Here is a 20249-nt window from a genome sequence, read left to right as displayed (position 1 = left end):
AGGAGCGAAAAGAGCCGAAAATATTTGGTTACTGCGCTGGGGAGCCCATTCATCCATGACCGACGACCGTGTCGATTTCGCCTCGATGCTGGCATCGCGCCTGTGTCACGATTTGCTCAGCCCGGTGGGGGCCTTTGCCAACGGCCTCGAACTGCTCGCCGATGAAAAAGACCCCGAAATGCGCGCGCGCTGTTTCGAACTGCTCGAACAGAGCGCGCGGACCTCGGCCGCGAAACTGAAATTCTTTCGTCTTGCCTTCGGTTCGGCGGGCGGGTTCGGCGAGGCGGTTCCGCCGGACGAGGCCAAAGCGGCGATCGAGGGGATCATGGCCGAACGCCCGATCACGCTCAACTGGATGCTAACCGACGAGGCGTTGCCGAAACCGGCGGTCAAGATCATCCTCAATCTTGCGCTGATTCTCGTCGATGCGCTGGTACGCGGCGGCCGACTGGATGTCGGGTGCGAAAGGCGCGCCGACGGATCGATCGAAATTGCGCTGCACGCCGAGGCCGAGCGCATCCTGGTCGATGCCGACGTCGAGCGCATCCTGGCCGAAGGCGAAGCGGTCGCGGCGATGACCTCGCGTACCGCGCCCGCCGTGCTGGTGCAGGCGGTTGCACGCCAGAATGACGGCACGGTGATGCTCGCGCGCGAAACGCCGACATCGTTGCTGGTCGGAGCGGTATTCAAAGGGCGCGACTAAAGCCTCCGTTAACCATTGTCGGGCATGGAAGCGCTTGAAGTTTTTGGGTGCACCGGGACCGCAATGGACGACCTGCTGAACGATTTTCTTGCCGAAACGGCGGAATTGCTGGCCGAGGCCGGAGCAACCATCGTGGCGTGGGAGGCCGACCCGACCGATCGCGAGCGGCTCGACGCAATTTTCCGGCTCGTTCATACGATCAAGGGCAGTTCGGGGTTTCTGGCGCTGCCGCGCGTTACCGCGCTGTCGCACGCCGCCGAGGAAGCGCTCGACGACGTGCGGCGCGGCAAGCGGACTGCCGATAGCGCGCTCGTCACCGCGGTGCTTTCCATCCTCGACCGCTTGTCGTTCGTCTGCGACGCGCTGGGCAAGGATGCGAACGAACCTGCCGGAGACGACGGCGACGTGATCGATGCGCTGGCGCAGGTCGAAACGGAAGCCGACGCCGTGGCCGAACCCGAACCCGAACCTGAGCCCGAAGCCGAAAACCGCGAAATCCGGACACGGCGCGACGATGATCTGCAGACCGACATGCAGGGTTGGCGTTCGATCCGCGTGCCGCTGCCGCTGCTCGACAGCGTGATGACCGGCGTCACCGACATCGTGCTCGCGCGCAACGAATTTGCCCGGATGCTGCGCGAATCCGGCGCGGACCCGGCGGTTATCGGATCGTTCGACCGACTGTCCGATTCGATTGCGACGATGCGCCAGTCGGTCAGCCAGATGCGTATGCAGCGCATCGACAAGCTTTTCGCGCCGTTGCCGCGCATCGTTCGCGATCTTGCACAAGACCTCGGCAAGAAGGTCAAATTCGTCACCAGCGGGGGCGAAGTCGAACTCGACCGCGAAATGATGGAGAATATCCGCGATCCGTTGATCCACATGGTGCGCAACGCGATCGACCACGGCATCGAAACGCTCGACGACCGGGTCGCCGCAGGCAAGGATGTAACCGCGACGATTTCGGTGACGGCACGCCAGTCGGGCAATCAGATCGAGATCATGATCGCCGACGACGGCCGCGGCCTGTCGCCCGACGCTCTCGTCGCCAAGGCCATTGGAGCGCGCGTCCTGAGTGCGGCAGAGGCGCGAGCGCTGTCGCCGAAGGAAAAGCTTGAGCTGATCTTTCGTCCGGGCTTTTCGACAGCATCGCAGGTCACCTCTATCTCTGGGCGCGGCGTCGGCATGGATATCGTTCGCGCGAACCTGGAAAAAATCGGCGGTGTGGTCGAACTTCGCAACGAAGAAGGTCGCGGTTTGACCGTCGTGCTGCGCGTTCCGATGACGCTGACGATCATTTCCGGCCTGATGGTGCGCGCCGCGGGGCAATATTTCGCGATCCCGCGCGGCGCCGTCCGCGAAATCCTGCTCGAAACGAGCGACAGCGTGAGGATCGAGAAACTGGGCGGCGGCGAAATCGTTTCGGTGCGCGGCGAGCAATTCCCGCTGCTCCGGCTCGAGGACGTGCTCGGCCGCCATCGCGACGACGGTGACGATGCCGATGATCGCGCGCTCGTGCTGATCCGGCCGGGGCAGGACCAGAGCTATGCGTTGAGCGTTGCGGCGATCCATGATCATGAAGAACTGGTCATCAAACCTGCGGCGCCGATGATCATGGCGACCGGCCTCTATGCGGGGACGACCTTGCCCGACAATGGGCGTCCGGTCCTGTTGCTCGATGTGCAGGGTATTTTGGCGGTTTCCGCCATCGACGCCTCGGAAGCGGGTCGCGCCCACCAGCAGGCGGAGGAAGCCGACGCCGCGCTCGCGGCGACGCGCGACGCAACGCAGCTTCTGCTTTTCCGCGACATCGGCGGGCGGACGCGTGGGGTGCGTCTTTCGGTCATCGAGCGCGTCGAAGAGGTGCCCGCACTGGCGCTGTTCGAAAGTGCGGGCGCGATCCGGGCGCAGATCGGCGACGATATGTTCGCGGTCCACGCGGCGCGCCTTCCCGAAGGGCATGGGACCGTCAAATTGCTCCGCCTTCACGACGGTCAGTCGGTGCTTTGCTATCCGATCGAAGCGGTCATCGACATCGTTCGATTGCCCGATGTGGTCGAACCGTCGGCGACCGAAGGCCTGATAGCGGGTGTCGTGCTTATCGGCGGAGACCCGGTCGAAATCATCGATCCCTATTGGCTGATGGAGCAGCATGCGCGCGGACCCATCCACGCCGCGCCGCGCGCGCCGCTGTGTCGGCTCACCGACGACCATGACGGATGGGGCGCGAATTTCCTCGCGCCGATCCTGCGCAGCGCGGGCTATCGCATCGCTGCGGGAGCGGACGACGACGAAGCGCCCGATGTGCTGCTCTGCCTGTCGGGCGACGAATCGGCGTGCGACCATGGCACCGACGCGGTCCCGGTCATCCGGCTGCGCGCAACCGCCGCCTCCGCCGGCCCCGACGACGAAACCGTCTATCGCTATGACCGTCATGCGCTGCTCGAAGCGCTGAGTCGGCGTGTCGGGGGAGGCCGCGCGTGATGGACAATCTCTATCTAGTCGCGCGGATCGCCGACACGCGCGTCGCGTTGCGGTCGCGTGCAATCAATTCGGTCGTCACGGTGGCGACGCCGGTCGAGGTTCCGGGCGCTCCGCCGCACGTCGTCGGGCTGTTTGCCTTGCGCAGCCGCGTGTTCACGCTGATCGACCCGCACGTCGTGGTCGGGCTGCCGCCGGTTCCCGTCGCCGCGGGGCAGCGCGTGATCGTCGTCGATGTGGCGGAACATGGCTATGCGCTGCTTGCCGACGAGATCGAGGATGTCTGCTTCATCGAAGCGGCCGAGACGCGGATCGCGGGAAAACTGATGCCCGGTTGGGCGCGCGTTGCCGATGCGATGATCGAGCATCAGGGGGCGTCGCTGCTCGTCGTCGACCCCGCGCATTTTGTCACAATTCCGGTTGTAAATGCAGCGTGACTTTTGTCGTTCGTTAACGGGCTGAATACCCCTTCGCCGTAACATGGCCCAGTTCCCCGGGGGGTCGGAGTAAGAATATGTCGAAATCCTGTCTGGTCGTCGATGACAGCAAAGTCATTCGCAAGGTCGCGCGCCATATCCTTGAAAGCATGTCGTTTGACGTCGAAGAGGCGGCGGATGGCCAAGAGGCACTGACCTATTGCCGGGCCAATCGCCCCGACGTGATCCTGCTCGACTGGAACATGCCGGTGATGAGCGGGATGGAATTTCTAGGCGCTTTCAATGATTTGGATTATGGTCTGGACGAGCGGCCGCGCGTCGTTTTCTGCACGACCGAGAACAGTATCGACCATATTCGCGCCGCCATCGAGGCGGGCGCCGACGAATATGTGATGAAGCCTTTTGACCGCGAAACTCTCGAAGGGAAATTGCAACTCGTCGGCGTCGCCTGAAGCCTGAACGATGACGCAACCGCTCTCTCTCGACACTAGATCCGAGCAAAACGAGATTCCGGCCGGGCGCACCGTCCGCGTGATGCTGGTCGACGACAGCCTGGTCGTGCGCAGTATTCTCGAACGCATTGTCGACCAGCGCGCCGGATTGATGGTCTGCGCGTCGGTCGCATCGGCGCCGGATGCTCTGGATTATCTGGCGCGCGAGCCCGTCGATGTCGTCGTGCTCGATATCGAAATGCCCGGAATGAGCGGATTCGACGCGCTCCCCCTCATTCTCGAACGCGCAGCCAATGCGCGCGTGCTGATCCTGTCGTCGAACTGCGTCGAGGGTGGTCCGGCCGCGATCGAGGCGCTTTCGCTCGGTGCGAGCGACACGTTGGCGAAGCCGGGTCGCGGCAGCTTTTCCGGACATTTTGCCGAGATCCTGACCGATCGCATCCTGTCGCTGGGGCAGCGCCAAGCAGCCCCGGTTCTCGCACCGGTAGCAAAGCGTGTCCCGCCCGCGCCCACCGTGATCGCCATCGACGCGCGGCACCCGCTGGAATGTATCGCGGTCGCGGCATCGACTGGCGGAATTCCTGCTTTCACGAACTTTCTCGCCCACCTCGATCCGCGTGTGCGCGCTCCGATCCTGCTAACCCAGCATCTGCCCGACGCCTTCATGGAATTTTACGCCAAGCAGATTGCAACGATGACGCACCGCCGTGTCCGCGTCGCGGCGGCCGGAATGCGTGTCGAGCCGGACAATATCTATCTCGCGCCTGGCGACGCGCATCTGATGGTCGTCGCAAATGGCACACGGCGCGAGATCGTGCTCGACCGCCATCCTGCGGCCAATGGATGCTGCCCGTCGGCCGACCCGATGCTGGCGTCGGTCGCCGATGCCTATGGTGCCGGTGGTGTCGCCGTGATCCTGAGCGGAATGGGGCGCGACGGCGCGACCGGTGCCGCGCGGCTCAAGTCGGCAGGCGGCACGATTTTTGCGCAAGCGCCCGAAAGTTGCGTGATCTGGGGGATGCCGGGCGCGGTCGCCAAGGCGGGGATCGCTGCTGCGTTGCTCAACCCCGATGCCATCGCGCTCTTGCTCGGCAGCTTTCTGTCGGGGCGGTCGGCAACATGATTGGCGGCACCGCGAGCGAGTCTGCCTATCGCGTGCTGATGGGTGTGCTTGAATCGCGGACGGGGCAGACGCTGTCGCCCAACCGTATCTGGCGCATCGAGATGTCATTGAAGCCCGTGATGCAGCGCCACGGCCTCGCCGATCTCGATGCGCTGGTCGCGGCGCTGGTGACGTCGAACAGCCGCCAGTTGCTCGACGATACGGTCGACGCGATGCTCAACAACGAAACCTATTTCTATCGCGAACACAGCGTGTTCGACGACATCGCAGCCAACGCGCTCGAAAATCTGCGCGAGGTCAATGCGCGCACGCGAAGGCTGACGATATGGCACTGCGGGGTTTCGACCGGGCAGGAAGCCTATTCGATGGCGATGCTGTTCGCCGAGCAGGACATGAAATGGGCAGGGTGGAAGGTCGATATCGTCGGCACCGACGTCAGCTATCACGCGATTGGTCGCGCGCGCGTCGGCCTCTATAGCCAGTTCGAGATTCAGCGCGGCCTGCCGGTGCAGCGCATGGTGCGCTGGTTCGACCAGACCGAGGCGGGGTGGCTCGCCAAGGCCGATCTGCGCCGCCGCGTCGATTTCACCGTCCAGAACATGCTGACCGACAAGCCGCCGTTCGCGGCGCCGGCCGACCTGATTTTTTGCCGCAACCTCTTGCTCTATTTCTCGGCTCCGATGCGCGAGAAGGCATTTGCGCGACTCCGCGCAGTGGCGGCGCCGCAGAGTTTTCTCGTGCTCGGCGCAGGCGAGACTGTTTTGGGGCAGACCGACCAGTTTGTCGCCAGTCGACGCCTGCGCGGCCTTTACGAGCCAGCTGACCGGCCAACACCGCGCATCGCCGCGATTGCCGCCGCCTGACCTTGCAATTTGCGGGGCGGTGGCGCAGGTGAGTCGGACCCCGCGCCGGGGCGGATTTTATGGGCGCCGAACCGCATGAGCGATTTTATCGAACGCTGGTCCCCCAATTTCGACGAACGCGCGCTACCCATTTCGATGATCGTGCTGCATTATACGGGCATGAAGACCGGAGCCGAGGCGCTCGACCGGCTGGCCGACCCCGAGGCGAAAGTTTCCGCGCATTATGTCGTCGGCGAAGACGGCCAGATCACCGTCATGGTTCCCGAAGAAAAGCGCGCCTGGCACGCCGGCAAGGCGCATTGGCGTGGCATCAGCGACGTCAATTCGGCGAGCGTCGGGATCGAGATCGTCAATCCGGGGCACGAGTTCGGCTATGTTCCCTTTCCCGACCCGCAGGTGGCGTCGGTCGTCCGGCTGGTGCATGGCATCAAGGATCGGCACGCGATCACGCGCGGCAATGTCGTCGGCCACTCGGACGTGGCGCCGACGCGCAAGCAGGATCCCGGCGAGCTTTTCCCGTGGGACGAGCTGGCGCGCCGCCGCCTCGCGCTGCCGCGCCCTACCAAGAAGCTGACCGACCCGCTCTGGACCGACGCAGGCTTCCTGCTCGCGCTCGAGCGTTTCGGCTATGATGTGACCGACGGTTTTGCGGCGACGGTCGCGTTTCAGCGGCGCTTTCGTCCCGAGCTGATCGACGGGACGATCTGCGGCGAGTGCCGCGCGATCCTGCTCGCGCTGCTCCTTCCGCAGCCCGAGGGGGATTGATTCGCCTTATCTTTCCGTTCGCATCGAGCGAAGTCGCGATGCGGATCGGGCGTGAGTGCTTTCCCGTGTCTCGACTTTGCTCGACACGAACGGATCGCTGGCGTTAAGCCGCGTTCGGGCTTATACTCCATTTGCCAGAGGGCCGGGCGATCGCCGCCGCGCGCAAGCGTGGGGGAGGAAAGTCCGGGCTCCACGGAAACCACGGTGCCGGATAACGTCCGGCGGCCCTCGCAAGGGGGTCAGGGAAAGTGCCACAGAGAGCAGACCGCCCAAGGCCTCGGCCCGGCGAAAGGTGAAAGGGTGCGGTAAGAGCGCACCGCGCGGACGGTAACGGACGCGGCATGGCAAACCCCACCGGGAGCAAGGTTGAATAGGGACGGCAGGGGAGCAATCCCAGGACTGGTTCCGGTCCCGCCGTCCGGGTTGACTGCTTGAGCGTTCGGGCAACCGCACGCCTAGAGGAATGATCGCCCATCCTCCGCAAGGAGGTGGACAGAACCCGGCTTACAGGCCCTCTGGCATTCTCTCCCGACTGCCCGCGCGGGAACCGCGCGGCCGAAGCTTGCGTTGATGGGGAACCAGATGAAGGGAGGCGCAGCATGAAAATCGTCGACGAACATGTCGAGGTCACCGATGAGGAAGCCAGCAGCGGCGTGAAAGGGCATGGTGTACGCTATGTGCTCGCGATCTCGCTTTTGCTGGCGGTTGTCGTCCTGTCGGCGGTGTGGATACTTCCGGCGCTTCTCAATCAATAGCGGCGTGAGGCAGGATTTGCCTTTTCGCGCATAGTTACGCAGACTTGCCCCGGGCCGCGGCGCGAAATCGGCGTGCGCCGGAACGGGGGTGACATGACACGATGGTGGAAAGCCGGCGCTGTCGGAGCAGCCTTTTGGGCTGCTTCGTGCATCGCGACGGGCGCATCTGCGCAAGAGTGCGGCACGGCGGCGCTCGACAGCGACCGCGTCGCGCTATTGATCGGCAACAGTGCCTATAATGATTGGGAATGGCCGTCGCTCAAGAATGCGGTCAACGATATCGATCATGTCTGTACGGCATTCGCGCGTGCGGGCTTTGCCCCGCGGATCGTGCGCAATGCCGACAAGACCGAACTCGACGCCGCGCTTGATAGTTTCGCGGTCGAGGCGCGCGGCGCGCGGTCGGTGCTGATCTATTTCGCCGGGCATGGTTTCGAATATGGCGGCCGTAACTGGCTGGTGCCGATGGACGCGCCGCCACAAACACGGCGCTCCGACGTCGAGAAACGCTATTTGTCGCTGGAGGCGCTGGTGCGGCGCGTGGTCCCGGCGGATGCCTTCACCCTGCTGTTCGTCGATGCCTGTCGGACCACCGAACCCGTCGTGCGCATCGCTGACGTCGATGTGGCGGGTGGCGAGGCGGGGTCGGCGCCGCTCGGGCTGCTCGATATCGGGCAGGGGGCGGTCTTTTACTCGACCGCAAAGGGGCGGCCCGCGCTCGACCATGCGCCGGTGGGATCGCCGGTGAGCCCGTTCGCGGCGGCGGTCGTCAAGGAAATGGCGATACCCGGCCTCGAAATTTCGGATTATTTCAAGGTGGTCGCGCGCGATGTTTACAAGCGCACCTTCGGGATGGAGAGCGGGCCGCAGCAGCCGTTTCATTACGGCAGCTGGTTCGACGATTTCTATCTGGTTGCACCGGTCGAGGTCGCTTCGATGACGCAACCCGCATCGGCCGCCGCGCAAGACAGTCTTGACAGCGCGGCGCGCGGCGCGCGGTCGGCGGTGGCGCCGCTCGCGGGAATTTCGCTCGATCGGCTGGCAATCGAGGATGAGCCGGTGCTCGTTGCCGATGTCCTGTCGCGGCGCTCCGCCGCCGACGTGATCGCGCTTGCCGACGGCGGCGATGCGCTCGCGCAGCATCTGGCGGGCTATATGTTCTCGCTTGGCGTCGGGGTGCGGAAAGACGCCGCGCGCGCGCGGTCCTACCTCGAACAATCGGCGGGGCAGGGATTTGCCGGGGGGCAGACCGAGCTTGCCTATCTGTTGCTGGCCTCGCCGGAGGCAAGCAGCCACGACAAGGCGCGCGCTCTGTTCCTCTACCGCGCCGCGTCGCAGGCGGGTTATTCGAAGGCGAAGACCCACCTAGCCTATCATCTGGCGGCGGGCACATTCGGAGCGGCCGATTTCGCCGCGTCGCAGGCGCTCTATTCCGAGGCAGCGGCGGCGGGCCATCCCGCCGCCATGTTCGCGCTGACCGTCTTTCCCGACAGCCGTGCGGCGAATATGGCGCGGCTTCGCGCGCTTGCCGAAACGGGCAACGCCGAAGGCAATCATTGGCTTTGTGAGGCGAGTTTCGCGGCAGAAACGCTGGGCGCCGCAATCGAGGATTGCGCGGTTGCCGCGCGGGCCGGCTTTGCGGGGTCGCGGGCGATTCTGGCCCATGCTTTAGCAGAGGGGAAGGGGGTCGCAGCCGATCCCGGCGAAGCGACGCACTGGGCCAAGCTGGCGCGTACCTTGCCCGAATTGCGTCAGGACCAGCGCGACCTGATCGCCGGGATCGGCATCGAATAGTCAGGGATAGGCGATCGCGATGATTTCCCATTCCTTTGGGCCGGCGGGCAATTGCACGGTCCTGAGGTCGCCGACCGCCGCGCCGCGCAGGGCGCGGGCGAGCGGACTGTTCCATCCGATGCGTCCGGCGCCTGCGTCGGCTTCGTCGTCGCCGACGAGCGTGACGGTACGCCGCGCGTCCTCGTCGTCGGCAAGCTCGACCGTCGCGCCGAACCAGATCCGGCTGCGGTCGGGCTGGACGGCGGGATCGACGACCCGCGCAGCCTTCATCCGCCGCGCAAGAAAGGCAAGACGCCGGTCGATCTCGCGCAGTCGTTTGCGACCATAGATATAGTCGCCATTTTCGCTGCGATCGCCATTGCCCGCGGCCCAGCTGATGACTTCGACCAGTTTCGGACGCTCGTCGCCGAGCAGCGCGTCATATTCGGCGCGCAGCGTGGCGAAGCCCGCCGGGCTGATGATGTTCGATTTGTCCGACGCCACCGGCCTTATCCCGGCGTGCGCTTACCGAGATAGAAGCTGAGCGGAGCGTTCGGGAGCGGGCGGTTTTCGGTCGGATGGAGGGTGTCGTACACCACCGCATTTTCGAGCACGCGCTGCACATAATTCTTCGTCTCGAAAATCGGGATCGCCTCTATCCATTCCAGGATGTCGATGCTGCCCGTGCGCGGGTCGCCATTGGCGCGGAGCCACTTGTTCACATTGCCCGGACCGGCGTTATAGGCCGCGACCGCGAGCGGATAGCTGCCGCCGTAATAGCGCAGCATCTGCTGGAAATAGGTCGAGCCGAGCGTCATGTTGTAATTGGTATCGCTGGTCAGCGACCCGGCGTCATAGCCGAGCCCCAGCTTGCCCGCGACCTCGCGCGCGGTGCCGGGCATCAACTGCATCATCCCACGCGCCCCCGCATGGCTGATCGCGGCGCGGTCGAACTGGCTTTCCTGCCGCGTGATGGCATGGATGAAGGTCCAGTTATTCTCATGCCCCGCGGGCACCCGAACCGTGGGGAAGCCCGAAACCTCGACCGCGTCGAGGCTGTTGGCTTGCGCGCTGCGCCCGATCATCACGCCAAGATCGGGGCGGCCGATCGCCTGCGCCAGTTGACCGGCAAGAACATGGTCGGCCGGACTAGACGCCTTTTGCGCGAGCGCGCGAAGGAAGAGCGATTGCTCGCGCCATGCGCCCACTTCGCCCAGCACGCGCGCCGCGCGGACCAGACGGTCGTCATCGAAGGCGCGCTTTTCGTCGGGGCTGACCGCAATCGTCGGAACCGGCGCAGGTTTCGGCTGCGGACGGTTCAGTCGTTCGAGCGAGAGCTGGCCATAGAATTGATCGTAATGCTGCGCGGCATCCTCGAAGTGCGATTGCGCGGTCGCGCGGTCGCCGGCAGCGAGTGCGGCGCGTCCCGCCCAATAATAGCCCTTGGTGCGCGTCTGCGCCGAGCGGGCGGCGTCGCCATAGGCGCGGTAGAGCTTCACCGCCTCTGCCGGTCGGCGCAGATCATGGAGAGCAAGCTGTCCGGCGAGCCAGGCGAGCGAGGTATAATCGTCGCGTACACCAAGCGGCGTTTCGCGCACGACGGTCCCGGCGGGCAACGCGTCGTCGATCTGGCGGGCGATGTTGAACGCCGTCAGCTTGTCGCCGGCCGAATCGGCGAGGCGCGCATTGGTGAGCAGGGTTTCGAGCCACTCCTCGGCATCGAGCGGCGCGCTGGCAAGCGAGCGCGGCCCCGCAAGCAGTGCGCGCGCTTCGCCCTCGCGACCCGAGCGGCGCAGCCAGGTAGCCTTGGCGGTGATATAGCCGGGGTCGGTGCGGACGAGCGAAGGATTGGCGGCTTCGACCGCCGCCGCCTGCATTGCGGCATCGACGGCGCCGCTCCGCATCGCGAGGCGCGCGGCAAAGATCGCGCGTTTTGCGGGCGAGGTAAGCGCTAGCTGGCGGCTCGCGGCGGCGGTGGCGTTGGACCAGAGCAGCCGATCCATGCGCGCGTCATGGTCGGCGAGGCTGAACGCGCCGGGGAAGAGCGTGAGCACGCGGCTCGTCTCGGCCTCGTCGAGCGAACCGCTCGTCCAGGCGCGGCGGACGGCGGCGTTGGCTTCGTCGCGGCGACCGGTGGCGTTGAGCGCGAGCGCATAGCGGAGCTGCCCGCTCGCGGTCTGGGGCGGATATTTGGTGAAATAGGCAAGCGTGCGCGCGGGATCATAGCTGTCGATCGCGATCGCCTTTTCGGCGCGCACACGCATCTTGTCGGCGTCGGGCCAGCCGGGGTTCGCGATCAGAAAGCGCGAAAGCTGGTCGAACGACGCATTGCTGTTCTGCGTCAGGCGGCGCCATTCGAGTACCGCATCGCCCACCGAATTGGTCGACGAGGGCTGGACCGACACCGAGGCAAGCCCGAGCTGGGCGCGATACCAGGCCATCTGGTCGGGGGTAAGCTCGCTCGACCAGGCGGCGGAAGGGATCAGCAAGGCGACAGCCATCGCCATGCGCGATATTTTGGACAGCGAGTTCATAGCGGCCATGTTAGTGCCAAACTCCTTGCGGGGCGCTGAATAGACGTCCATGAGGCGGCGCGTCCGCCCATTTTATCGGTCGCGGCGCGATTTTTGTAAAGGAGCGCGAGCATGTTTTCGGGATCGATTCCCGCCTTGGTGACGCCGTTTCGTGACGGGGCGTTCGACGCGTCCGCCTACGCACGGCTGGTCAATTGGCAAATCGACGAAGGAACAAGCGCGCTCGTTCCGTGCGGAACGACGGGCGAAAGCGCAACCCTCGGGTTCGACGAACATTATCGCGTGATGGATTGCTGCATCGAGGCGGCTGCCGGGCGCGTTCCAGTGATCGCGGGGTGCGGATCGAACGATACTGCGACCGCGATCCGCCACATGCGCCACGCGCAAGCGGCCGGCGCTGCCGCCGCGCTGATCGTTGCACCCTATTATAACCGGCCGAGCCAGGACGGGATCGTCGCACATTTCGAGGCGCTCGCTGCGGCGAGCGACCTGCCGATCGTCGTCTATAATGTGCCCGCCCGCACCGTGACCGACATCAGCGCCGAGACGATGTGCCGACTTGCCGAGATTCCCTCCGTCGTCGCGATCAAGGACGCGAGCGGCGACCTGTGCCGCGTGACGATGCATCGGGCCGGGGCGAGCAAGGATTTCTGCCAGCTGAGCGGTAACGACGACCTGTGGCTCGCGCACGCCGCGATGGGCGGGGTGGGGTGCATTTCGGTCACCGCCAATGTCGCGCCGCGACTGTGCGCCGATTTTGCCGCCGCCTGCGCGGCGAGCGACTGGAGCTGCGCGCTTGTCCTGCACGATCGGCTGTTCGGCTTGCACAAGGCGATGTTCACCGACGCGTCGCCGGCGCCGGTTAAATATGCGCTGTCGCGCGTCCATGACTGGTTTTCTGCCGAAGCGCGCCTACCTATTATCCCGGCGAGCGATGCGTCGCGCGCCGCCGTCGATGCCGCTTTGTCCGCGGCCGGAGTGATTTAGGTTTTTCATGGCCCGCCCCCAATCTGCAGCCGAATTCGACAAGAAGAAGGTCGTCGCCGAGAACCGGCGCGCGCGCTTCGACTATAGCATCGAACAGGTGTTCGAGGCGGGGATTGCGCTGCAAGGGACCGAGGTGAAGTCGCTGCGTTTCGGCGAAGGGACGATCGCCGAAAGCTATGCCGAGGTTAATGGCGGCGAAGTGTGGCTGATCAATGCCAATATCCCCGAGTTCAGCCATGGCAACCGCTTCAATCACGAGCCGCGGCGGCCGCGTAAACTGCTGCTCAACGGGCGCGAGATCAACAAGCTGCACGCGGGCGTGATGCGGCAGGGGATGACGCTCGTCCCGCTGAGCGTTTATTTCAACAGCCGCGGCCGCGCGAAGGTCGAGCTCGCGCTCGCCAAGGGCAAGAAGGCGCACGACAAGCGCGAGTCGATCAAGGAACGCGACTGGAAGCGCGACAAGCAGCGACTGATGAAGGAACGCGGATGAGTGGCGGGAAACCGCGCGACAAGGCGGCGCTGATGAACTGGATCCGCCGCAACTCGCCGACGCGCGAGGAATTGCTGGCGAGCCGCTTCATCCGGCCGTTCGCGCACCGCGTCGCGCACAGCCATTTGTGGCGTTTCACGCGCACCTCGGTGCCGCGCGGCACCGCCCTCGGCCTGTTCATCGGCATCTTTTTCCTGATTCCGGGGGTGCAGATCATCGGCGTCGCGCTGCTCGCGCTGCCGTTCCGGGCGAACATCCCGATCGGCGCGGCGATGACCTTTTTGTCGAACCCGGCGACGACGCCCTTCATCATCGCGGCGTCGGTATGGCTTGGCGACAAGGTGTTCGGGTTTCACGCCAATGTCGCGACCTTTTCGATCATGGTCGAAAAGGGAGCGTCGGCGGGCGAATGGGTGCGCTGGTTCCTGTCCGACGCCGCGCCTGCGATGGTCGCGGGGCTTTTCATCATTTCGGTCGTATCAGCGATCGTCGGTTATGTGCTCGCGGCGCTGTTCTGGGATAATTGGATCCGGCTGCGCTGGCGGCGCAAATTGCGGCGCGCGCGCGACCAACGACTTGACGCTTCGACGAGCGACACGCCCGTCGGTTGAACCCGACGTTCCGCCCTTTATAGATTTCCCATCGCATGATCGCGCCGCGACAGGGTGGCCGCGATCTTCGTCCGATCACTGGGGAAGACTGGGGATAAACATGAACCTTAAAACGACATATAATCGCCTGCTCGCGTCGGCGGCGCTGGGGGCATTGCTGCTGACCACGGGCGCGACCGCCAAGGATGGCCATGCGAGCGGCAAAGAGGCCGGGGCGACGGCGGCAAAGCCCGAACTCGGCACCTTCGGTTTCGACACCAAGGGCATGGACACGAGCGTCGCACCGGGCGACGATTTTTACGCTTATGCCAATGGCGTCTGGGCGAAGAACACGCAGATTCCGGCCGACAAGTCGAACTATGGCATGTTCACCGCGCTCGCCGATCTGTCGCAGGAGCGGACGCGCGCGATTCTTGACGTCGCAAAGGGCGACCCGGACAGCATGATCGGCCGCGCCTATTCTTCCTATCTCGACGGCGCGACGGTCGAAGCGAAGGGGCTCGCGCCGATTACGCCTTGGCTCAACAAGATTCGCAGCGTCGAAAAGTCCGGCCTTGCCGCACTGCTTGCCGAAGCGGACCGCAGCGGCGTCCAGCATTTCTTTGGCGGCTATGTTGGTCAGGACGACAAGAACCCCGACGTCTATATCTACACGATGTTCCAGGGCGGCATCGGCATGCCCGACCGTGATTTCTATTTGAAGGACAGCGAGCGCAATACCAAGCTGCAGGCGGCCTATCTGCAGCATCTGGAAAATGTGCTGACGCTGGCGGGCGAGGCCAATGCCGCCGCGCGCGCCAAGGCGATCTATGACTTCGAAAAGCAGATCGCGACCGTTCATTGGGACAAGAACGACAGCAGCGACGCGACCAAAGTCTATAACAAGATGACGATCGCCGAGCTGGCCGCCGCGGCGCCGGGGTTCGACTGGGCGACCTTCATCCGCGGGATCGGGGTCAGCGAGGATTCGCTGCTCGTCTCGCAGCCAAGCGCTTTCACCGGCGAAGCCAAGCTGATCGCCGACGCGCCGATTTCGGTGGTCCGCGACATGCTGATCGTGCGCAGCCTAGACGGCTTTTCGGGCGTGCTGCCCGATGCGGTCGCGCAGGAAGCCTTCTCCTTCTATGGCACCGCGCTGTCGGGCACGCCGCAGATGCAGGAGCGCTGGAAGCGCGCGGTCGATTTCACCACGGGCAATCTCGGCGAAGCGGTCGGCCAGGATTATGTTGCGAAATATTTCCCGCCCGAAACGAAGGCGGAGATGGACAAGCTCGTCAAAAATATCCTCGCCGCGATGGGGCGCCGCATCGAGGGGCTTTCGTGGATGCAGCCGCAGACAAAGATGAAGGCAAAGCAAAAGCTCGCCAATTTCACCACCAAGATCGGCTACCCCGACCGCTGGAAAGATTATGGCAAGCTCGAGATCAAGGCCGACGATCTGTTCGGCAATGCGGTTCGCGCCAACCAGTTCGCCCACGACGACAATATCAGTCGGCTTGGTGGGCCGATCCGTCGGTGGGAGTGGATCATGACCCCGATGACGGTCAACGCCTATGCCAATTTCGGCATGAACGAGATCGTTTTTCCTGCCGCCATCCTGCAACCGCCCTTCTTTGATCCGCATGCCGACCCGGCGATCAACTATGGGGGCATCGGCGCGGTCATTGGGCACGAAATCAGCCACCATTTCGATGACCAAGGCGCGAAGTATGACGAGACGGGCAAGCTCGCCGACTGGTGGACACCCGAAGATGTCGCGGCGTTTGAGGCGGCGGGAAAGGCGCTGATCGCACAATATGATGCCTATGAGATTTTGCCGGGCGAAAAGCTCGACGGCAAATTTACCCTGGGTGAAAATATCGGCGACCTTGCCGGCCTGACCGTCGCCTATGACGCATACAAGGCGTCACTCGGCGGCAAGGAGGCTCCGGTTATCGACGGTCTCACCGGCGATCAGCGCTTCTTCCTTGGCTGGGCGCAGGTCTGGCGGCGCAACTACCGCGAGCAGAATCTGGCGCAGCGGATTACGACCGACCCCCATGCTCCGTCGATCCAGCGGACTTGGGTCTCGCGCAACCTTGACCCCTGGTATAAGGCGTTCCAGATCAAGGAAGGCCAGAATCTCTATCTGGCGCCCGAGGATCGCGTTCGCATCTGGTGATGCGCCCATAGGAAAGTTCGCTCTTGACCGCGCAAAGCTTGCCTGCCGCTGACGATGATTTCGGTCGGGAGGCAGGTTTTGTCGGCCCGCTTTCGGTGCCCGCAGGACCATCGCGCCTCGATATGGCGCTGGTCGCGGGCCTCGCGCTCGTGTCGGTAGCGCTGCTTTACTGGACGACACGCGACACGGTGCTCGCGGCGGGCTTTGTCGCCGGACTGGCGTTGGCGGTCGGCGCGCTGATTCTGGTCCGACGCCTATTTCCGGCGGGCGATGCCGAAGTCGCGGCATCGATGGACTGGACGATGCTGCGTCAGGCGGTGCATCACGACGACGTCGCGATTGCCGTCACCGATCGCGCTGGCCGTATGGTGTGTGCCAACGATCTGTTCGCAACGTGGATGGGCGGCTTTGTGACGCCGCCCGGTCTGCCGCTCGAAGGACGCGGGGCCGAGTTGCTCAAGGATGCGGGGCGTGCTGCCTGGCGCGATGGCGAAGGCGTGGCCGAGGATATCGCTATCGGGCCACTGCAATTGCGCGCGCAGGTCAGCCGGACGGGGCAGGGCGAGGATTATCTCGTCTGGCGCTTTTCCTCGGTCGAACGGCTTGATCTCGTGTCCGAAATCGTCCGCCACCTCGACGGACCCGCGGGGCGCGCGCTGGCGAATGCGGGCATCATGACCGCGCTGGTCAGCGCCGAGGGACGGCTTCGGGTCGCCAACCAGGCGTTTTTGATGCGCGCGCTCGGTCCCGACGATATGGTCCATTATATCGGACGCGACGCGGGAACGATGCTGCGCATCGATGATCAGGGACGCCTCTATTTTTCGCGCGAAGGCGACCGAGCGACTCCGGTCCGCCTGCTCCAGGTGCCGCTGGCGGCGGCCGATGTTCACGGTCCGATGCTGCTCGCGCTGATCGACGAGGATATCGGTCCGGCCGATCGCGGCACCGCCCAAACCTATGTCGAGACCTTGTTGTCGCTGTTGCCTTTTGGCCTCGCGATGGTCGATCGCGACGGGCGCTTTCTTTACATGAACAAGGCCTTCGGACGCGCCGCGGGGGTCGCCGACGGGCGGATGCCGCGCTATCCGGGCGATCTGGTCGTCGTCGAGGACAAGGGGCCACTCGCCGACATGATCCGCCGCCACTCGAGCGGGCAGCAGGTGGGCGGCGACCTGTCGATCCGCCTCGCCGGGCAGGGCGACGAGCCGGTTTCGATGCGCGTCGTCGGGGTGCGCGGGCTTGGCGAAGCGGCGGTGCTGCTGAGCCTTAAGGACTCGAGCGAGGAATCGCGCCTCAAGTCGCAGGTTGCGCAGGCGTCGAAGATGCAGGCGGTCGGTCAGTTGGCGGGCGGCGTTGCGCACGATTTCAACAACATCCTGACCGCCGTGCTCGGGAGCTGCGACCTGATGCTGATGCGCCATACGCCGGGCGACAGCGATTATGACGATATCCAGCACATTCGCAGCAATGCGAATCGTGCCGCGAGCCTGACGCGGCAATTGCTCGCCTTTTCGCGCCAGCAGACGTTGCGGCCGCAGATATTGCAGCTTCCCGACGTGATTTCCGAAGTGTCGCACCTGCTCAAGCGGCTGATGGGCGACACGGTGCAATTGGTCGTCCATCACGGACGCGGCCTCGGCGCGGTGCGTGCCGACCCGGTGCAGCTCGAACAGGTCATCATCAATTTGGGCGTCAACGCGCGCGACGCGATGGCCGGCGGCGGCACGCTGACGATCGAGACCTATCCGGTATCGGCCGCCGAAGTGCGCCAGTTGGGGAGCGATTTCATGCCGCCTGCCGACTATAGCGCGCTGAAGGTCAGCGACACGGGGACCGGCATTCCGCCCGAAGTCCTGCCCAAGATTTTCGAACCCTTTTTCACGACGAAAGACGTAGGCAAGGGGACGGGGCTGGGGCTTTCGACGGTTTATGGCATCGTCAAACAATCGGCGGGGTTCATCTTTGCCGACAGCAAGCCGGGCGAAGGGACGAGCTTTACCATCTATCTGCCCGTCCACCGCGCGACCGGCGATACGCCGGCGATCGCGGCGCCGCCGGCGAAGCCCAAGAAGAGCCAATGGGGAACGGGGTCGATCCTGATCGTCGAGGATGAGGATATGGTGCGCGCGGTCGCCGAGCGCGCGCTGGTGCGTGCGGGCTATACGGTTGCGACCGCCGCGCAGGGCGAAGAGGGACTGGAACGCTTTGCCGAAATGGGTAAAATCGACCTTGTGATTAGTGACGTCATGATGCCGAACATGGACGGACCGACGATGGTTCGCGCGATGCGCGCGAAGATGCCCGCGCTGCCGGTGCTGTTCATGTCGGGCTATGCCGAGGAACAGCTGCGCCAATCGATCAACATCGACGACGTCGCTTTCCTTCCAAAGCCCTTTTCGATCGCACAGCTTGCCGAGGCGGTATCGGCGACGCTCGACGATGCCGCGCACCGGGCCGGCGATGCCTGACCAGGGTCGCATCCTGCTCGTCGAGGACGATGTGCTGATCGGCATGATGCTGGTCGACATGTTCGAGGCGCTCGGCCTGTCCGAGCCTGCGCAGGCGACGACGAACGAAGAGGCGCTGGCACTGATCGCGTCCGAGCCGCTCGCAGGCGCGCTCGTCGATATCAATCTTGGCGACGAAAAGGGGTGGCCTATCGCCGACGCGCTTGCGGCACACAATATCCCCTTCGCCTTTACCACCGGCGGGGGCGATGTGATTCCCCCGGCGCATGCCGACCGTCTGCTGGTCACCAAGCCCTTCCGCATCGCCGACATCGAAGCTGCGCTGGAGACGTTCTCGGGCAACTGATCCGCTGAATCCTCACCCGAAAAATATTTTGTTCCACCCTTGTTCCATGAGAACATATATGGCACAAAGCTCGGGCGTTGCGATGGCTCTGCCGTCGCCTTAGAGGAGGAAGGGGACGGTCATGGCCGGACAATTGTCACTCGTCGAATCGGGGAAATCAGTGAACGGAACAGACAGGCAGAAGGCGCTCGACGCCGCACTCGCGCAGATCGATCGCGCGTTCGGCAAGGGCTCGGTGATGAAATTGGGCTCGAAGGAAGCGATGCAGGTCGAGGCGATCTCGACCGGTTCGCTCGGGCTCGACATCGCGCTCGGCGTCGGCGGCCTGCCGCGCGGGCGCGTAATCGAAATCTATGGCCCCGAAAGCTCGGGCAAGACGACGCTCGCGCTGCACTGCATCGCCGAAGCGCAGAAGGCGGGCGGCACAGCGGCCTTCGTCGACGCCGAGCATGCGCTCGACCCGGTATATGCCAAGAAGCTCGGCGTCGACATCGACGAGTTGATCGTGTCGCAGCCCGATACCGGCGAACAGGCGCTCGAAATCGTCGATACGCTCGTACGCTCGAACGCGATCGACGTGCTCGTCGTCGACTCGGTCGCCGCGCTCGTCCCGCGTGCGGAAATCGAGGGCGAGATGGGCGACAGCCATGTCGGCTTGCAGGCGCGCCTCATGTCGCAGTCGCTGCGCAAGCTGACCGGCTCGATCAGCCGCTCGCGCTGCATGGTAATCTTCATCAACCAGCTGCGCATGAAGATCGGCGTGATGTACGGCAATCCCGAGACGACGACGGGCGGCAACGCGCTCAAATTCTATGCTTCGGTCCGTCTCGACATCCGCCGCACCGGCCAGATCAAGGATCGCGACGAGATTGTCGGCAACACGACGCGCGTCAAGGTCGTCAAGAACAAGGTCGCGCCGCCGTTCAAGCAGGTCGAGTTCGACATCATGTACGGACAGGGCATTTCGAAGATTGGCGAGATACTCGACCTTGGCGTCAAGGCGGGGCTGGTCGAGAAATCGGGCGCCTGGTTCAGCTATGATTCGATCCGAATCGGCCAAGGGCGCGAAAATGCGAAGAATTTCCTGACCGAGAACCCCGAACTGATGCAGCGTCTCGAAAGCGCGATCCGTACGCGTACCGATGCGGTGGCCGAAGAGATGATGGTCGGCCCCGACGACGACGGCGACGCCGAATAGCAAGCCTTCGCTCGGCCCGTTCCTTGCGCGGGCCGGGTGTCAGGCGGCAGCGGATTTCAGCCCCTTGGACCTGCTTTCCCCCTCTCCCGCAGGTCG

The 20249-nt window shown here is 64.4% G+C and carries 18 protein-coding genes and 1 other RNA gene; 17 read left to right on the top strand and 2 right to left on the bottom strand.

Features of this window, described 5'->3' with window-relative positions; translation table 11 throughout:
* Positions 1-55: 55 nt before the first annotated feature.
* From JI743_RS03650 to JI743_RS03605, 10 genes are all read left to right on the top strand, one after another.
* Complete coding sequence (locus JI743_RS03650) at positions 56-703, top strand: histidine phosphotransferase family protein (protein ID WP_201926027.1); 648 nt, start codon at positions 56-58, stop codon at positions 701-703.
* A 63-nt stretch (positions 704-766) separates the two neighbouring features.
* A complete protein-coding gene (locus tag JI743_RS03645; protein ID WP_201926025.1) occupies positions 767-3187 on the top strand; it encodes a chemotaxis protein CheA in 2421 nt (806 codons plus the stop codon).
* The gene (locus tag JI743_RS03640) at positions 3187-3621 is read left to right on the top strand and encodes a chemotaxis protein CheW (protein WP_201927269.1); all 435 of its coding nucleotides are present in this window, start codon (positions 3187-3189) and stop codon (positions 3619-3621) included. Before JI743_RS03645 ends, JI743_RS03640 begins: the two co-directional genes overlap by 1 nt.
* 77 nt (positions 3622-3698) lie before the next feature.
* Entirely contained in the window at positions 3699-4073 is a 375-nt protein-coding gene (locus JI743_RS03635) for a response regulator (protein WP_201926023.1), read from the top strand.
* Positions 4074-4083: 10 nt separating this feature from the next.
* Positions 4084-5196 (top strand): chemotaxis-specific protein-glutamate methyltransferase CheB, encoded by a 1113-nt coding sequence (gene cheB, locus JI743_RS03630; protein ID WP_201926021.1) that lies wholly within the window; start codon positions 4084-4086, stop codon positions 5194-5196.
* A complete protein-coding gene (locus JI743_RS03625; protein ID WP_201926019.1) occupies positions 5193-6059 on the top strand; it encodes a CheR family methyltransferase in 867 nt (288 codons plus the stop codon). Before cheB ends, JI743_RS03625 begins: the two co-directional genes overlap by 4 nt.
* Positions 6060-6134: 75 nt before the next feature.
* Entirely contained in the window at positions 6135-6824 is a 690-nt protein-coding gene (locus tag JI743_RS03620; protein WP_201926017.1) for an N-acetylmuramoyl-L-alanine amidase, read from the top strand.
* Between the two features lie 134 nt (positions 6825-6958).
* Positions 6959-7347, top strand: an RNA gene (gene rnpB / locus JI743_RS03615) — RNase P RNA component class A.
* A 76-nt stretch (positions 7348-7423) separates the two neighbouring features.
* On the top strand, positions 7424-7579 hold the full coding sequence (locus JI743_RS03610) for a hypothetical protein (RefSeq protein WP_201926015.1): 156 nt from the start codon (positions 7424-7426) through the stop codon (positions 7577-7579).
* Positions 7580-7672: 93 nt separating this feature from the next.
* Positions 7673-9373 (top strand): caspase family protein, encoded by a 1701-nt coding sequence (locus JI743_RS03605; RefSeq protein WP_201926013.1) that lies wholly within the window; start codon positions 7673-7675, stop codon positions 9371-9373.
* On the opposite strand, the gene greB is transcribed toward JI743_RS03605, so the two are convergent.
* Both greB and JI743_RS03595 read right to left on the bottom strand, forming a co-directional pair.
* A complete protein-coding gene (gene greB / locus JI743_RS03600) occupies positions 9374-9856 on the bottom strand; it encodes a transcription elongation factor GreB (protein ID WP_201926011.1) in 483 nt (160 codons plus the stop codon). It abuts the gene before it with no gap.
* A 5-nt stretch (positions 9857-9861) separates the two neighbouring features.
* Positions 9862-11859: a lytic transglycosylase domain-containing protein gene (locus tag JI743_RS03595; RefSeq protein ID WP_236659674.1), complete on the bottom strand. Its 1998-nt coding sequence runs from the start codon at positions 11857-11859 to the stop codon at positions 9862-9864.
* Between the two features lie 138 nt (positions 11860-11997).
* Between JI743_RS03595 and dapA the strand changes: the two genes are divergently transcribed.
* From dapA to recA, 7 genes are all read left to right on the top strand, one after another.
* Positions 11998-12873: a 4-hydroxy-tetrahydrodipicolinate synthase gene (dapA, locus tag JI743_RS03590; RefSeq protein ID WP_201926007.1), complete on the top strand. Its 876-nt coding sequence runs from the start codon at positions 11998-12000 to the stop codon at positions 12871-12873.
* Between the two features lie 7 nt (positions 12874-12880).
* Positions 12881-13366, top strand: coding sequence for an SsrA-binding protein SmpB (smpB, locus tag JI743_RS03585; protein ID WP_201926005.1), 486 nt, complete (start codon positions 12881-12883; stop codon positions 13364-13366).
* Complete coding sequence (locus JI743_RS03580) at positions 13363-13977, top strand: DUF2062 domain-containing protein (protein ID WP_201926004.1); 615 nt, start codon at positions 13363-13365, stop codon at positions 13975-13977. Before smpB ends, JI743_RS03580 begins: the two co-directional genes overlap by 4 nt.
* 100 nt (positions 13978-14077) lie before the next feature.
* Positions 14078-16138 carry a M13 family metallopeptidase gene (locus tag JI743_RS03575; RefSeq protein ID WP_201926002.1) on the top strand — a complete coding sequence of 687 codons (2061 nt, stop codon included), beginning with the start codon at positions 14078-14080 and terminating at the stop codon, positions 16136-16138.
* 122 nt (positions 16139-16260) lie between these two features.
* Positions 16261-18609: a hybrid sensor histidine kinase/response regulator gene (locus tag JI743_RS03570; protein ID WP_201927267.1), complete on the top strand. Its 2349-nt coding sequence runs from the start codon at positions 16261-16263 to the stop codon at positions 18607-18609.
* A complete protein-coding gene (locus JI743_RS03565; protein ID WP_201926000.1) occupies positions 18602-18955 on the top strand; it encodes a response regulator in 354 nt (117 codons plus the stop codon). The genes JI743_RS03570 and JI743_RS03565 overlap by 8 nt, the downstream gene beginning before the upstream one ends.
* A 121-nt stretch (positions 18956-19076) precedes the next feature.
* The gene (recA, locus tag JI743_RS03560; RefSeq protein ID WP_201925998.1) at positions 19077-20153 is read left to right on the top strand and encodes a recombinase RecA; all 1077 of its coding nucleotides are present in this window, start codon (positions 19077-19079) and stop codon (positions 20151-20153) included.
* Positions 20154-20249 lie beyond the last annotated feature (96 nt).

Origin of the sequence: Sphingopyxis jiangsuensis (genome assembly GCF_016734905.1) — a bacterium.
Lineage (GTDB): Bacteria > Pseudomonadota > Alphaproteobacteria > Sphingomonadales > Sphingomonadaceae > Sphingopyxis > Sphingopyxis jiangsuensis.
The sequence above is the reverse complement of the archived record's forward strand: the minus strand, read 5'-3'. Positions and strand labels throughout refer to the sequence as shown.